This is a genomic window from Sphingobium sp. SA2, assembly GCF_032227065.1.
GTDB lineage: Bacteria > Pseudomonadota > Alphaproteobacteria > Sphingomonadales > Sphingomonadaceae > Sphingobium.
In genome coordinates, this window is record NZ_JAPMXX010000001.1 from 237,518 (window position 1) to 251,959 (window position 14,442).

General features: G+C 66.2%; 13 protein-coding genes. 6 read left to right on the plus strand and 7 right to left on the minus strand.

The annotated features are described in order from the left end of the window. Positions 1-45: 45 nt before the first annotated feature. Complete coding sequence (locus OVY48_RS01230; RefSeq protein WP_313921680.1) at positions 46-960, minus strand: acyl-CoA dehydrogenase family protein; 915 nt, start codon at positions 958-960, stop codon at positions 46-48. After that, positions 960-2,105, minus strand: a complete 1,146-nt coding sequence (locus OVY48_RS01235; protein WP_313921681.1) for an acyl-CoA dehydrogenase family protein — start codon at positions 2,103-2,105, stop codon at positions 960-962. Before OVY48_RS01235 ends, OVY48_RS01230 begins: the two co-directional genes overlap by 1 nt. Positions 2,106-2,222: 117 nt before the next feature. Between OVY48_RS01235 and OVY48_RS01240 the strand changes: the two genes are divergently transcribed. The 3 genes from OVY48_RS01240 (at position 2,223) to OVY48_RS01250 (ending at position 4,769) form a co-directional block, all read left to right on the plus strand. Continuing rightward, positions 2,223-2,543 (plus strand): non-heme iron oxygenase ferredoxin subunit, encoded by a 321-nt coding sequence (locus OVY48_RS01240; protein WP_313921682.1) that lies wholly within the window; start codon positions 2,223-2,225, stop codon positions 2,541-2,543. Positions 2,544-2,634: 91 nt separating this feature from the next. After that, complete coding sequence (locus OVY48_RS01245) at positions 2,635-3,828, plus strand: acyl-CoA dehydrogenase family protein (RefSeq protein WP_409592764.1); 1,194 nt, start codon at positions 2,635-2,637, stop codon at positions 3,826-3,828. Beyond that, positions 3,825-4,769 (plus strand): acyl-CoA dehydrogenase family protein, encoded by a 945-nt coding sequence (locus tag OVY48_RS01250; protein ID WP_313921684.1) that lies wholly within the window; start codon positions 3,825-3,827, stop codon positions 4,767-4,769. Before OVY48_RS01245 ends, OVY48_RS01250 begins: the two co-directional genes overlap by 4 nt. 5 nt (positions 4,770-4,774) lie before the next feature. Here OVY48_RS01250 and OVY48_RS01255 read toward each other — a convergent pair whose 3' ends face one another. Further along, on the minus strand, positions 4,775-5,788 hold the full coding sequence (locus OVY48_RS01255; RefSeq protein ID WP_313921685.1) for an aldo/keto reductase: 1,014 nt from the start codon (positions 5,786-5,788) through the stop codon (positions 4,775-4,777). A gap of 166 nt (positions 5,789-5,954) precedes the next feature. Here OVY48_RS01255 and OVY48_RS01260 point away from each other — a divergent pair, with 166 nt between their 5' ends. The 3 genes from OVY48_RS01260 to OVY48_RS01270 are packed head-to-tail and all read left to right on the plus strand — an operon-like array spanning position 5,955 to position 9,541. Then, a complete protein-coding gene (locus OVY48_RS01260; protein ID WP_313921686.1) occupies positions 5,955-6,866 on the plus strand; it encodes a dienelactone hydrolase family protein in 912 nt (303 codons plus the stop codon). A gap of 9 nt (positions 6,867-6,875) precedes the next feature. Next, entirely contained in the window at positions 6,876-8,159 is a 1,284-nt protein-coding gene (locus OVY48_RS01265; protein WP_313921687.1) for a CoA transferase, read from the plus strand. Further along, positions 8,153-9,541: an amidohydrolase family protein gene (locus tag OVY48_RS01270; protein ID WP_313921688.1), complete on the plus strand. Its 1,389-nt coding sequence runs from the start codon at positions 8,153-8,155 to the stop codon at positions 9,539-9,541. Before OVY48_RS01265 ends, OVY48_RS01270 begins: the two co-directional genes overlap by 7 nt. Here the strand turns inward: OVY48_RS01270 and OVY48_RS01275 are convergent. From OVY48_RS01275 to OVY48_RS01290, 4 genes are all read right to left on the minus strand, one after another. Beyond that, the gene (locus OVY48_RS01275; protein WP_313921689.1) at positions 9,463-10,428 is read right to left on the minus strand and encodes an enoyl-CoA hydratase/isomerase family protein; all 966 of its coding nucleotides are present in this window, start codon (positions 10,426-10,428) and stop codon (positions 9,463-9,465) included. The two genes, OVY48_RS01270 and OVY48_RS01275, sit on opposite strands and share 79 nt — an antisense overlap. Before the next feature lie 70 nt (positions 10,429-10,498). Continuing rightward, a complete protein-coding gene (locus OVY48_RS01280; protein ID WP_313921690.1) occupies positions 10,499-12,064 on the minus strand; it encodes a right-handed parallel beta-helix repeat-containing protein in 1,566 nt (521 codons plus the stop codon). Between the two features lie 79 nt (positions 12,065-12,143). Then, entirely contained in the window at positions 12,144-13,781 is a 1,638-nt protein-coding gene (locus tag OVY48_RS01285) for an FAD-dependent oxidoreductase (protein WP_313921691.1), read from the minus strand. 194 nt (positions 13,782-13,975) lie between these two features. Continuing rightward, positions 13,976-14,236, minus strand: coding sequence for a hypothetical protein (locus OVY48_RS01290; RefSeq protein WP_313921692.1), 261 nt, complete (start codon positions 14,234-14,236; stop codon positions 13,976-13,978). Positions 14,237-14,442: the final 206 nt, after the last annotated feature.

The window sequence follows — 14,442 nt, forward strand, 5'->3', positions numbered from 1 at the left end:
GAGCGCGGGACTGGACCCCGGCCTTAGCCGGGGAACGCTGAATTTCTAACCCCAAAGCGCCTCTGCAGCCGCCAGTCCCTGCCCGCCCCGTCCGCCAAGGTCGCTGATCAGCGCCTTGAGGCGATAGGTCCACAGGTGCAGCGGATGTTCGAGCGTGACGCCCATCGCGCCGAAAAATTGGTGGAAATCATAGACGGTCGTACGAGCCGATTCCTGGGCGTGAAGCGCGGCGAGCGCAGCGTCGCCGGGGTGGAGCGTGGCGGCGGCCTTGAGCGCCAGCCAGCGCACGCCGTTGGCGCGGACCTGCGCTTCGGCCAGCCGGTGGCGCAGTGCCTGGAAGGTGGCGAGCGGGCGGCCGAATTGCTGGCGGTCGGTGACATGGGCGACGGTACTGTCGAGCGCGGCGGCGAGCAGGCCGGCGGCTTCGGCGGCGAGCGCGACGCGCCAGCGGGTGAGGATGTCCTCTACAGAAACGGCATGGCTAATGCGGTCGGCGGGCGTGGCGAGCAGCGTGGCCATGGGATAACCATAAAGCGCTTCGGGTTCAGCGCGGACCTGCTCTGTCGTAGCGATAAAAGTCGAAACGCCGGATGGACCGACGATCAGCACGGTCGCGCCTTCGCGCAGGAAGCGAATGGGGCGGGTCGTGCGGCCTTCTTCGACCAGGCAGAGCGGACGCGGCAGATCATCGCCCAATAGCGGACGGATCAGCGCGCTGGCCGCGGCTTCGACCGTTTGCGGCAGGCGGGCGAGGCGTTCGACCACCAGCGCGGCGGACACTACACCGAGATCGGGATCGAATCCTATGTCGAGAAATCCACCCTTGGCCAGTTCGCGGTCGAGCTGCGCATCGGGCAGGGCAAAGCCGGCTTCATGCAACGATGCGCCCGCATAGGGCCGGGTCAGCGCGTCGATCGCGTCGAGGATCGCGACCTGATCGTCGGTGAGCGACAGGTCCATCAGCGCGGCTCCCTGGGCAATTTGAGGACATCGGTGGCGATGATGTTGAGCTGGATTTCCGCCGCCCCCGCCGCAATCCCGGCGACGATGCCGCGCTGGTGATGCATTTTGAGATAGGGGTGCGCGTCGGCCAGAGCCTCCGGCAGATATTCGACGATGAACTCGCACACGCGCCGCTCGGCCATGACAGTGGCAAAACGCGCGGAGCTGGATTCCGCGCCGATCGCCTCGCCCTTGGCCCGGCGATCGACGATGGCGTAGCTCGCCATGCGGGCGGCTTCGGTGAGGGCTGCCGCATGAGCGGCTTCGATCCTGACCGCTTCGCTGTCGACCCCCCCTTGCTCCTTTAGCACCGCCACGGCACGGTCGAGCGCGGCGCGGGCCAGCGCATAACGGGGTATGCCCAGCCGTTCATTGGTCAGCGAATAGCCGATAATCTCCCACGCCTGGCCCTCATCGCCCAGCCGCGCGGTGACCGGCACGGTCACGTCATCGAAAAACACCTCGTGAATATCGCCTTCGCCGATCAGCGAAGGGATTTGGCGGACGGTGATGCCGGGCGTGTCCATCGGCACCAGCAGGATGGAAATGCCGCGCTTGCGGTCGTCGCTGGTGCGGCAGACAAGGAAGCAGGTGTCGGCCAACCCCGCATAGCTGGTCCAAATCTTCTGGCCCGTCACGCGATAGACATCGCCATCCCGTTCCGCGCGCGTGCGCAGCGAAGCGAGGTCGGAGCCGGAGCCGGGCTCGGAAAAACCCTGGCACCACAGCGCCTTGCCTTCCGCGATCGGCGGTAGATAGCGCGCCTGCTGATCGGGCGAGCCGTAGCGGATCAGCGTCGGGCCGATCCAGTTGACGTTCATATATTGGCCGCCGCGCGGTTCGCCCGCGATCCACAGTTCTTCGGCAAGGATGGTCTGGTGCCAGGGGTCCAGCCCCTGCCCGCCCAATGCGACCGGCCAATGCGGGATCAGCAAGCCCTGCTCCGCCAGCGTGCCGCAAAAACTTTCGGCATAGCGGGTTAACGCAGGCGAGGCCGGGCCATGCTGCGAGAAACGCTCCCAATCGTCCGGCAGCGTATCGGCCAGCAGCGCGCGCAGCCGGGCGCGGAAGGCCGTTTCCTGATCTGTCCATGCAAAGTCCATGGGCCAGTGATTACGGGATGCCGCAGGGCGAGAATAGACGACCGCCCAAGAGAACGCCCCGGTGATATGGCAAAGGTGGGCTTGGACAAGAGCGGCGGAGCGGTACCATGCACAGGCATGGACAAGGACGCCGCCTCTTACATTCCCCTCCTGCCACTGGCCGATATCCCCGATGGCAGCGTCCATGCAGTGGAAGCGGCGGGCCGGTCGATCATGCTGTGCCATTTCGAGGGACGCATCCATGCGCTCGACAATATGTGCTCCCATGCGCAGGAGCCGCTGGCCTGCGGGCGGATGCGGTTGGGATGGATCGCCTGCCCGGCGCATGGTGCGCGGTTCGACCTGGAAACAGGCGAGGCGTTGACCGGCCCCGCCAGCGACCCCATCGCTACCTATGCCGTGCGCGTGGCGGACGGGATGATCGAGGTCGCGATCTAGACCATCGCCTTGGGGATATTGCGGGTGCGCCCCTTGCGTGGGGGGCCATATTTGCGACCTAGCAGATGCGTATTTTGTGGAGGCACGGGACTTGAGCGACGCACTGGACAGCTTGCGGCAGGAGGTGCGCGAATGGCTCGCCATTCATGCGCCAAAGGACTGGCGCGCGCACAGCACGAGCGAAGCCGCCTTTCTCGCCATGCAACGCAGTTGGTTCGCGACGCTGGTGAAGGGTGGCTATGCCGTGCCGCACTGGCCCGAAGGTTGGCCGGGCGGCGGGCGATCGCTGGCCGAGCAGAAAGTTATTTACGAGGAGTTTGCGCGCGCCGATACGCCGCGCCTGCTGCTGTCCTTCATGTCCACCTATCATGCCGCATCGACCTTGTTCGAATGGGGCAGCGCGGAACAGCAGCAGCGTTACATTCCCCGCATCCTTGAGGGTGAAATCTGGTGTCAGGGCTTTTCGGAGCCGGGCGCGGGGTCGGACCTTGCCGCATTGCGCACGCGGGCGGAGCGCAAGGGCGATGTCTATGTTGTCAACGGGCAGAAGCTCTGGTCGACCATGGGGCAGTTTGCCGACCAATGCCTGCTGTTGGTGCGGACCAGCAGTGAAGGGGTCAAGCAAGCGGGGCTAACCTATTTGCTGCTGGATTTGAAGGCACCAGGGGTCACTGCGCGGCCGATCCACCAAATTCATGGCGACGAGGAATTTGCCGAAATCTTCCTCGACAATGTCGAGATACCGGTGGCCAACCGGCTGGGCGAGGAAGGCCAGGGCTGGGCCGTGGCGCAATCGACTTTGTCGTCCGAGCGCGGGCTAACGCTGCTGGAATTGAGCGCGCGGATGCGCGGGGCGATGTGGCGGATTGCAGACCTTATTCGCGCGCATGGGCGCAGCGAGGATGCGGGCGTGTTGCGCGATGTCGGGCGGCTGGCCAGCAAGGTCGATGCGACCTGCGCCGTCGCCGACCAGTTTCTCGCCAATCGCATCGCGGGTGAGGAAAAGGTGGGCGACGCCTCCATCGTCAAGCTGGCCTATTCGCGCACGCTGCGTGACTTTACGGCGCTTGGGCTGCGGATTGGCGGGCTGGACGCGCAATATCACGCGCCGATCACCTTTGGCGGCGGCATGGAAACGGGCAACTGGATGGCCGATTTCATGAACAGCTATGCCTGGACGATCGCAGGCGGCAGCGACGAAGTGCAGCGCAACATCATCGCCGAACGGCTGCTGGGAATGCCGCGCGAACCCAAAAGCTGGACGGTGAAGGAGAGCGCGACATGAGCATGACGCGAAGCGAATTGCAGGACGCAGCCGCCAAGGCATTCGACGGCGACCTGACCCCCGATGCGGCGCAGAGCTGGACCCTAATCACCGACATGGGATGGCTGATGATGGCCGTGCCGGAGGATCAGGGCGGGCTGGGCCTTGGCCGCGAGGCGGTGGGGGTGATCCATCAGGCGCTGGGGCGGACATTGGTGGAGGGGCCGACGATTGCGCAGATGCTAGTGATCGAGGCGCTGAGCGGCGCGGGGCAGGATGAATTGCTGGGCCGGGCGATGGCGGGCGAGATGATGACCGCGTCGCTGAGCGAAGGCCTGACCGCCGTGCCCGATGCCGACCGGGCCAGCCATCTGCTGTTTGTCGATCAGGAGCGGGTGGCGTTGCTACCGACGCAGCGCCTTGGCCTGACGGCGCGGGCGACGTGGGACAAGACGCGGCGGCTGTTCGATGTCGATGCCGGTGAGCAACAAGGCATAGTGCTGGCGCGAGGGGAAGCAGCGGCAGCGCTGGGCGATCGCCTGTCGGCACTGCGCAGCCTCGCCCTCGCGGCCGACAGCCTGGGCGGAGCCGACGCGGCGCTGCGCATGACGATCGACTATCTGGAAACGCGGCGACAGTTCGACCGGCCGCTGGCGCTGTTCCAGGCGCTCAAGCACCGCGTCGCTGACATGAAGACCGCGCTGGTAGCCGCGGAAGCGCTATTTTGGGGGCGCGCCGACGACAGCAATGCCGACGCGACCCGCATGGGCGCGATGAAGGCCCATGCCGCCAATGTCTATCGCCTGATCGCGGAGGAAGCGATCCAGCTCCATGGCGGCATCGGCCTCACCATGGAGCATCCCTGCCACCTGTTCCTCAAGCGCGCGACGCTGAACGCAGCGTTGGGCGGCGACGCGGAACATTGGGAGGAAGCGGCCGGGCGACGTCTGCTCGCCGCCTGACGCCTTCACGCCATCGGTTCGCCGTCCCAGGTTTCGGTATCCACCTGCGCCTGCGCGGAGCGCTGATAGCGCGGGCCGGACACCGCTTCGAAGGTGAACAGCGCGTCGACCGCCGCCAGCGTATCGGCCGACAGGTCGAGTGTCAGCGTCGCCATATCCTCGTCGAGATGGGCGATGCTGGTCGTGCCGGGGATCGCGACCACCCAAGGACGGCGCGACAATACCCAGGCGAGGCTAAGCTGCGCCATGGTGCAGCCCCCATCCGCCGCGATTGCGCCAAAGGCGGCGGCCAGTTCCATATTCCGCTCGAAATGCGGCGATTGGAAACGCGGCATGGCGGCACGGATGTCCCCTTCCGACACGCCGTCCGCGCCGACCCCGCCCGCCAGCACGCCGCGCGCGACCGGCGAGAAGGCGACGAAGGCGACGTCAAGCTCCCCGCACGCATCCAGCACCGCGACTTCGGCATTGCGGGTCCAGGGCGAATATTCGGTCTGCATCGCCGCGATCGGATGCACCGCATGGGCGCGGCGCAGCGTCGCGGCGGACATTTCGGACAGGCCGATCGCACCGATCTTACCCGCTTCGACGGCACGCACCAGCGCACCGACCGACTCCTCGATCGGGACATTGGGGTCGAGCCGATGGAGATAATAGAGATCGATATGCTCGACCTGCAGCCGCCGCAGCGAATCTTCCAGCGTCGCGGTGATGGCCGCTGGCGATCCGTCAATCCCGCGCTGCCCGTCCTTGCCGCCCAGCACGCACTTGCTGGCCAGCGTGAAGTCGTCGCGCCGGTGCATCAGCGTGCGGCCCAGCAATTCCTCATTGGCACCAAAGCCATAGAGCGCCGCGGTATCGAAGAAATTGACGCCGACATCGAGCGCGTGACGCAGCAACCGTTCGGCTTGCTGCGCGTCGGGGCGGGGCAGATAGGCGTGGCTCAGGTTCATGCAGCCAAGGCCGATGGCCTTGACCGTAAAGGGACCGACAGTGCGGGGCGAGGGCAATAGGCTCATGAGCGAGGCGTTATCCTGTGTCCGTTGGCGTGGCCCTCCCCTTAGCGGGCGATCATGCTCTGGGCCAGCGGGGCGATAAGGTTGCATCATGGGGCACAGCCTATTGGCTTGGGGCAGAAAGGCGGCGATAGTCGGCGGCAGGGGCTTGGAACGGAAGGATAGTGCGATGACGCAGGACGCAGGCAATGGAGATACGACAGGAGCGGCCGCCTTTCCGCGCGCGGTGCTGGACCTGTTCGACGCCTATGTGCATGGCGCGATCGACCGGCGCGGCTTCCTTAGTCAATGCGCGCTGCATGTCGGCGGCACCGTGGCGGCTACGGCGACGCTCGCCGCGCTCAGCCCCGATTTCGCGCGCGGGCAGGTGATCAAGCCCGACGACAAGCGGATTCTCATCAGCCATGTCGATATCGCGTCCCCCGATGGCAATGGCACGGTACGCGCCTATGTCGCGCGGCCCGCGGCAAAGAAGGACGCAAAACTGCCGGTCATCATCGTCGCGCATGAAAATCGCGGGCTCAATCCGCATATCGAGGATATTGCGCGGCGGCTCGCGGTCGATGGCTATATGGCGGTCGCGCCCGATGCGCTGACGACGATCGGCGGCTATCCGGGGGACGAGGATAAGGCGCGCACGGCCTTTGCCACGCTCGATCGCAACAAGATCGGCGAGGATTTCGTCGCGGCCGCCACCTATGCCCGGACCATGGCGGGCAGCAATGGCAAGATCGCTGCCGTCGGCTTCTGCTTTGGCGGCTGGATCGCCAACATGCTGGCGACGCGCCTGCCCGATTTGCGCGCGGCGGTGCCCTTTTATGGCAGCCCGCCGACGCTGGCCGATGTGCCCAAGATCAAGGCGGAGCTACTGATCCATTATGGCGGCAATGATACGCGCACCAACGCGGCCTGGCCCGATTATGAGGCTGCGTTGAAACAGGCCGAGGTGCGCTACAAAGCCCATATCTATGACGGCGCCGAACATGGCTTCAACAATGATACGACGCCGCGTTTCGACAAGGCGGCGGCGGAACTCGCCTGGGCGCGGACATTGGCGCTGTTTCGCCGGACGGTTGGCTGAGCCGCCTTCGTGCCGGGTGCCGCCACGACCTATGCGCATAGGCTGCTGGCGCAATTGGGGCTGGACGCTATCGCGCTGGATGGCCGGGCCGATCCTGCGCCGCTGGCCTGGCGGCGCGCGGGGCTGATGGCGGTGACGGGCCGCGCCGATGGCCCGGCGCTGGTCTGCCCGGCGGCGCTGGCCAGCGCGGCCGACGGCGTGATGATGGCGCTGCGCGCTATCGCGCCGGATACGGCCTGGCCGCTTAACGGCGCGCTGTTGCTGGGCGAGCGGGCGCGATTGCTGGGCCTGACGCGCGGAGGACGGCTGTCGGCCAACCGATCCTGCCGATTGATGCGGATCAGTGATGGCGAGGTCGCGCTCAACCTGGCGCGGGAGGCGGACCGCGACCTGCTGCCCATCCTGCTCGCTGACCATGCGGCCGACCTGTCGGACTGGGCCGCGATAGAGCGGGCAGCGGCGGGCTGTGACAGCACGACGCTACTGGCGCGCGGGGTCGAGATGAGCATGGCCATCGCTGCCGTGGTGCCGCCCCGCCCCCCTGCCCGGTTCTTTCCAGCCCTCAAGTCTGTCCGCACCGTGCTTGATCGCCCGCCTTTGGTTGTCGACCTATCCTCGCTCTGGGCCGGTCCCTTGTGCGGATCGCTGCTGGCGATGGCGGGCGCGCAGGTGGTCAAGGTGGAGAGTCGCACCCGGCTTGATGGTGCGCGGTTCGGACATGGCGAATTTTACGACCTGCTCAATGCGGGCAAGGCGAGCGTTACGCTCGACTTCCAAGACAAAGCGGACCGGCGCGCACTGGCCGCGCTGGTTGCACAAGCCGACATCGTGATAGAGGCCTCGCGCCCCCGTGCGCTGCGCCAATTGGGGATCGATCGCGACGCCGAAGTCGCGCGCGGCGCGATCTGGATCGGTATCACCGCGCATGATGATCCTGACCGGATCGGCTTTGGCGACGATGCGGCGGTGGCGGGTGGCCTGGCCGCGATCATGGCCGAGGGATGGGGCGAAGCGCTGTTCGTGGGCGATGCCATCGCCGATCCCCTGACCGGGCTGCATGCCACGCTCGCCGCGCTGGTGGCATGGCGACAGGGGCAGGCCGGGCTGATCGCGCTGTCGCTGGCGGGCACTACGGCGTTCGCCTGCCACGCGGGCCTTGCGTCCCCTGCCCTGTTGCGCGACTGGCAAGCGCAGGCGCAAGCCGACGATGCGCCGCTGTATCCTTTGCGCGCGCCGGTCGGCAAGGCGGCGCTGCCGGGTGCGGACAATGACCGGGTGCTGGCGTCATGCTGATCCGTGATGCGGAAGTGGACGGCCAGCGCTACGATATCCGCCTGACCGATGGCGTGATAGCGGCGATGGCCCCTGCCCTGCCCCAGCTGCCCGAAGAGCCGACGCTCAATGCGCGTGGCGGCGCGCTGTTGCCGGGGTTGCACGACCATCATATCCATCTGAACGCCACCGCCGCCAGCCTGACGTCGGTGCGCTGCGGCCCGCCGGACGTGGACAATGAGGCAGGCCTGATCGCTGCCCTGCATCACGCACCTGGCGACGACTGGCTGCGCGGTGTGGGCTATCATGCCAGTGTGGCGGGGGAGATCGACCGGCAGTGGCTCGACCGCAACGGCCCTGCCCGCCCCGTCCGTATCCAGCATCGCAGTGGGCGGATGTGGATCTTCAACAGCCTGGCGCTGCGCGAACTGGGCGACGGCGCGCCTGCCGATGGTCGGCTGATCGACGGCGATGCCTGGCTGCGCGGCCGCCTGCCCGTGACGCCGCTCGACCTGCGGCCGGTCGGCGATCGCCTGGCCGCGCTGGGCGTCACGGGGCTGACCGAGGTCACGCCGCGTAACGACCGGGCCGATTATCTGCGCTATGCGCAGGCGGGCCTGCCGCAACATCTGCTGGTGATGGGTGGTCCGACGCTGGACGATGCGCCGCCGGTCGGCCTGGCCCGCCGGGGGGCGGTGAAGCTCCATTATCACGACCATGACCTGCTGCCGCTCGACCAGCTCGTCGCGGAGGTCGCGCGGGCGCACGCAGCAAACCGCCCCGTCGCGTCGCATTGCGTGACCCAGGCCGAACTGGTCGTCACCCTCGCGGCGATCGAGGAAGCAGGCGCGATGGTCGGCGACCGGATCGAACATGCCGCGATCGTGACGCCCGACAATGCCGACTGGATGGCGCGGCTAGGGTTGGTCGCGGTGTCGCAACCGCATTTCATCGCCGAGCGGGGCGATGCCTATCGTCGCGATGTTGGGCCGGAGGATCGCCCCTGGCTCTATCGTCTGCGCGGGCTGCGTGCGGCGGGCATAGGGCTGGCGGCGGGCAGCGACGCGCCCTTTGGCGGGTTAAACCCTTGGGCGTCGATGGCCGCCGCCGTGCAGCGCCCCGACGATCTTGGCCCCGACGAGGTGCTGACGCCCGAAGAGGCGCTAGCGCTCTATACGGGGCAGCCCCACGCCCCTGCCGTGCCGCGCAAGATCGCGATGGGGGAGCGCGCCGACCTGTGCCTGATCGACCGCCATTGGGCCGCCGCCTGCGCCGATCTGGCCGCCGTTACCGTGCGCGCGACATGGGTCGCGGGCCGCCTTGTCTATGGCACGATCGCGTCCACCAATCCCCATTTGAGCGCCAGCGCCGCCGATATGCGCCGCATCGACAGCGCCATATAGGCCGTCTTCTGCCGCCCGATCCGGCGCGGCAGGCTGACCGTTCCCCCTGCCCCCGGCAGCAAGCCATATTTGAGTTCGGGCAATTGGAACCAGCTATCCGCCCGCGCCTCGACCCGTCCGGCAAAGGCGGCCATCTCCACCCCTGCCCCCACCACCGCGCCATGGACATGGGCCGTCACGCGCGGCGCAAGCTGTGCCAATAATGTAGCGGGCAGGCGCAGCGTGCGCACCCAATGGGCTTCGGCCACGTCATGGCTAAGGCCGAATTCCGCCACATCGCCGCCAACGGAAAAACAGCGTCCCGCACCCGACAGATGGATGGTCGTGATCGCCGGATCGAGCAGAGCAACACGCAGAACTTCATACAGGGCATCGCGCATCGCGACATTGACCGCGTTGAAGCTGGCCGGGCGGTTGAGGCGCAGCGTTAATCGACTGCCCTCCATCTCCACCATCACCGGTGGCCCCGCCTCGTCGGCGTGCGACTGTGCAGCAGGAGCGCCCGCCCGCCACACCAGAAATTCGCCACCCCGCTGGATCGTCGCAAAGGCCAGGCTCTCGGCCGTCAGCGCCGCGGCCATCGGCAATTGTTCGCTCAGGCGCAATTGCTGCACCAGCAGCATCGCCGCAAAGGGCCGCGCCGCGACATTAGCGATGATCGCCGCCAATCCCGCCTCGTCCGCCAGCAAGACATCGCAAGCGCTAGCCAATGGCCCTGCACCGATGCCAATGACCGGGCAGGGCAGCCCCCGCAACCAGTCCGCCAGCCCGGCATCGCTCCCCACCAGCGTGAAGGCGAGGCAGGGCCGCTCGCTGCGCGGGCCGAAATCCTCCGGCGCTGGGTGACTTGCCGCGAGCAAGGCCAGCGCGTCTGCGCTCAGGATCATCGCTGCCTCATCCACCCATTGTCCATCGGCAGGACTATAGGGGGATCAGCCCGCGACGCCAGCCTGCCCGCTATCGCCGCGCCTCGACGAAAGATGTCTGCATCGGCTCTAACGGGACAACCGGCGCGCCCAGTTCGCGGGCCAGCATCCGTTCCATCCAGCCGCGATGCCGCACCATGAAGGCGGCAAAGCCATCGGGGTTCGCCGGATCGAACATAGGCACCGCCCAGTCGACCTCCGGCAGCGCATAGTCGGGCTGCATCACGCCCTTCTCATCCTGCGGCGGGTCGATATGGCGGCCGAGAAAGCGGTTACCCTGGAAACGGATATGGGTGGCGGGACCAAAGCCTGGCTCGATCAGATAATCCGGCCCGTTGCGACCGACTTCATGGCCGTAGCGCACGGTGCCCGCCACGGCGAAGACATTGTTGCGGAAGCGGACGTCGCTGGCCCAGCCATCCCATTGGGTGGCGATCACCATCTGTATGTCCTGCTTCGGGCCGACATGGACGACATTGCCCTCGATCAGGACATCAGCGACCGTGCCCGCCAGTTGGAACGCCCGGCTGCCATCGTTGCGGCTGACATTGGACCGCGCCACCGTGCCGCGATTGCCCAGATTATCCTGATCGCTACGCTTTGGCGAACAGACGAGCAGAAATCCGCCCGCATTGTCATGGCTATAATTATAGGCGATCGTCGTGCGGCGCGAATTGAAATCGGAATCGAACCCCTGCCCGTCATAGCGGGTGCGGGTAAAGGCAGCTTCGTTGAACTGAATGAGGCTATGGTCGGTACTCCATTGCCAGATCGCGGCGGTGTAGCCCGGCGCGCGGCTGCCCGCATAGCGCACGATATTATGCTCGATCAGCGCGCCGTCCGTGCCGCGCGGGACGATGCCATCGCCGCCGACATCCTCGACCAGATTGTCGCGGATCACTACCCCGGCACTGGGGAACCAGCGCGCCTTCGTCACCTGGTCGCTGATCCCGGCAATGCCCGACCGGTCGACGCGCCAGACGATGTTGCGCTCGATGCGGATATCCTCGAACCGGGTCGGTCGCTTGGGGCCGAGCGCGCTGAAGACGATGCCGCCATTATCCTTGCGGTCATTGGTGCCGCGCACGTCATGGATATACATGTCGCTGATGCGGATGCCGCGCGTCACCCCGCTGTCCTGCGCCGACACCAGCACGCCAAAGCGCGACCCGGCGGGCGGGCCGTCATTGGTGACTTCCAGTCCGCTGATCCGCACATATTCGGCGTTCAGGATGGCGACCCCATGCGCGGCGACCCCGCCTGCATCGATGCGCGGGCGCTGGCCCATGCCGGTCGGCCCGACCGTGATCGGCGCATCCTTGCGGCCCGACCGGGTGATGACCAGCGGCTCCTTCCACACCGATCCTGCCGCCAGCAGGATATGATCGCCGGGTTGCAAGGACGTGGCCTTGATCCGCCCCAGCGACCGCCAGGGTGCGGTGGCGGACCCGGCATTGCTGTCCTGCCCCAGATTGGCGTCGATATAATAGGTCGCCGCCTGCGCAGCGGTTGCGCCCGTCGCGAGCAGCAACGCCGCCAGCATCAGCGCACCCGATCGGCGGCCGATCTTCAATTTTCCGTCCCGTAATAGCGGCATGCGTCCCCTGTCCCACAGCATTGATTCCCATTCTGGCAGACCCGGAATAGATCGATGCTGAACGACGGGCGACGCGCCCTTAGCCCGTCATCCCGCCGCTGCGTTCGCCCGCATCCTTGCCCGCCAGATAGCCGAACACCATGGCCGGGCCGAGCGTTCCACCGGCGCCGCCATATGTCATCCCCATGGGCGACGCCATCGCGTTCCCCGCGCAATATAGCCCCTCGATAACCACGCCGTCGACATTGAGGACGCGCGAGCGCGTATCGGTCAACGGGCCGCCCTTGGTCCCCAGCGCACCCGACTTCACCTCGATCGCATAATAGGGGCCATCGCCCAGCGGCCCCAGCGTCGCGCGCTTGTCTCCGCGCCAGCGCGGGTCGCCCCACCACAGGTCGTTATTCGCCTCGCCCCGCTGGAAATCGGGATCATTGGCCTGTTCGGCATGCTGATTGAACCGGGCCACCGTCTTTTCGAGGCCGTCGGGGTCGATGCCGACCCGTTCCGCCAGCGCGCGCAGCGTCGGCGCGCCCGGCACCCATTGTGGCGGTGTCGCCCCCGCCTCGAAACTATCGGTCAGCCCGCCGACGAGGAACGGATAATGGCCATAGAAGGCGGCGTTGAAAATGAACCAGCAGGGCAGATTGGCATAGGTGAAGGCGCTGACATCCTGCTCATGGAAAGCCGCGCCGAACGCATTGTAATTGGACGCTTCATTGGTGAATCGCTTGCCTTTGCGATTGACCATCAGCCCGCCGGGCATGGTTCGTTCATAGGTGAAGAGCTGGCGTCCCATGCTGTTGAGGTCAGTCGGCACTTCGATCACCGGCATCCACCAGGCCTCGCGCATATTGCCCAGCATCGCGCCGACCCGCATCGCCATCTTCAGGCCATCGCCGCTATTGGTCGGCACCGACACCGGATGTGTCATCGGCCCACGGGTGAAGGCCCGCACCAGATCCTTGTTCCATTCAAAGCCGCCGGTCGCGATCACGACATTGGGCGCATGCGCCGTGCTGCCATCCTCGAACCGCACCCCCGCCACGGCCGCGCCGTCCATGATCAGTTCCATCGCGCGCTTGCCGGTTTGAGGTTCAATGCCCCGGTCGAGGCAGGCTTTCATCAACCGTCCGACCAATGCCGCCCCCATGCCGCGCGCATCGACCGCGCGCCGCTGTGCCTTCACCTCCGCACTGGCGGGTTGGGGCACGGGCTGGCCTAGCGTCGTTTCACCGACGGTCATGGTGTAGTCCGGATAATAAGGCGACGCCTCCATCCGCTCGGACCAGTCGCCCAGCTCCTGATAGGGGAAAGGCGGACATTCCAACGTCCGCCCGCCGGTGCGCTTGGCACCGGGAAACTCGGAATGATAATCGGGGAAATCGGGAATGCTGTAGAAATGGACCGGCGTGCGGGCCTCCAGAAAGCGGATCATGTCCGCGCCTGTATCCACGAAGGTTTCGGCCATCGCCGGGTCGATCATGCCATGCGAGAGGGCGCTCAGATAGGTCAGCGCCTCTTCCCGACTATCGGTCCGGCCCTTGGCCATATGGGGATGATTGGGTATCCATATCTGCCCACCGGACCAGGCCGACGTGCCGCCGATCTTGTCCGATTTCTCGAACACAGCGACCCGCGCGCCATATTCATGGGCCGTCACGGCCGCCGTCAGCGCCGCCGCGCCCGACCCCAGCACGATCACGTCGATGTCGCTCATCGCACTTCCCTCCCCTATCTTTTGTCCCGCCATTCTCGTCTTCCAACGGCGCGGGGCAACTAGCGATAGTGGCAAGGGTGGCGCGCGGGCCTTGGCCCAAATGCGCGACGGCGGGGATGCCCATCATAGGATGGACACCGCCCGCCGTCAGGATGGCTGGCCGCCGGATCGGGCGGCCGCCGGGCCGGAGACATTCAGCGCTGTGCGAGCTGGACCGTCGACTTGTGGCTGATGGTGAGGCCGGCCTGCGCCCATTCTTCCTTCGACTGGCAGGTGGTGACGGGGATCAGCGATCCGGTCACGACTTCCTTGAAGCAATAGCGCTCGGTCTTCTGGTCGTAGCGGACCTTGGCCTGGCCATAGGTGCCGGTGGGCTGGGCGAAAGCGGGGGTGGCAGCAGCCGAAACGGCGACAGTGGCGGCGGCGATGGCGGCGACAAAAGCGATGGTCTTCATGATGATTATCTTCCCTGAACAATGTGTGGCGATCCGTTGTGGATCATGCCGACAGCATTGCAGGGAGCGTGCCAATTCCAAAAAGGGCCGAAAAATAGGGGGTTTCGCCGCACCGATACGGAATTTAGTGTCAGAATTTTACCGCATATTGGCGAAATATCCGATAGGTTTGGATATTTTTCATCTCCGGTTCACATTAAGCGCGC

Coding starts and splice junctions, on each gene's coding strand:
- OVY48_RS01290 (WP_313921692.1), bottom strand. CDS start 14,236: ATGAAGACCATCGCTTTTGTCGCCGCCATCGCCGCCGCCACTGTCGCC.
- OVY48_RS01260 (WP_313921686.1), top strand. CDS start 5,955: ATGACGCAGGACGCAGGCAATGGAGATACGACAGGAGCGGCCGCCTTT.
- OVY48_RS01235 (WP_313921681.1), bottom strand. CDS start 2,105: ATGGACTTTGCATGGACAGATCAGGAAACGGCCTTCCGCGCCCGGCTG.
- OVY48_RS01255 (WP_313921685.1), bottom strand. CDS start 5,788: ATGAGCCTATTGCCCTCGCCCCGCACTGTCGGTCCCTTTACGGTCAAG.
- OVY48_RS01280 (WP_313921690.1), bottom strand. CDS start 12,064: ATGCCGCTATTACGGGACGGAAAATTGAAGATCGGCCGCCGATCGGGT.
- OVY48_RS01240 (WP_313921682.1), top strand. CDS start 2,223: ATGGACAAGGACGCCGCCTCTTACATTCCCCTCCTGCCACTGGCCGAT.
- OVY48_RS01250 (WP_313921684.1), top strand. CDS start 3,825: ATGAGCATGACGCGAAGCGAATTGCAGGACGCAGCCGCCAAGGCATTC.
- OVY48_RS01285 (WP_313921691.1), bottom strand. CDS start 13,781: ATGAGCGACATCGACGTGATCGTGCTGGGGTCGGGCGCGGCGGCGCTG.
- OVY48_RS01270 (WP_313921688.1), top strand. CDS start 8,153: ATGCTGATCCGTGATGCGGAAGTGGACGGCCAGCGCTACGATATCCGC.
- OVY48_RS01230 (WP_313921680.1), bottom strand. CDS start 960: ATGGACCTGTCGCTCACCGACGATCAGGTCGCGATCCTCGACGCGATC.
- OVY48_RS01275 (WP_313921689.1), bottom strand. CDS start 10,428: ATGATCCTGAGCGCAGACGCGCTGGCCTTGCTCGCGGCAAGTCACCCA.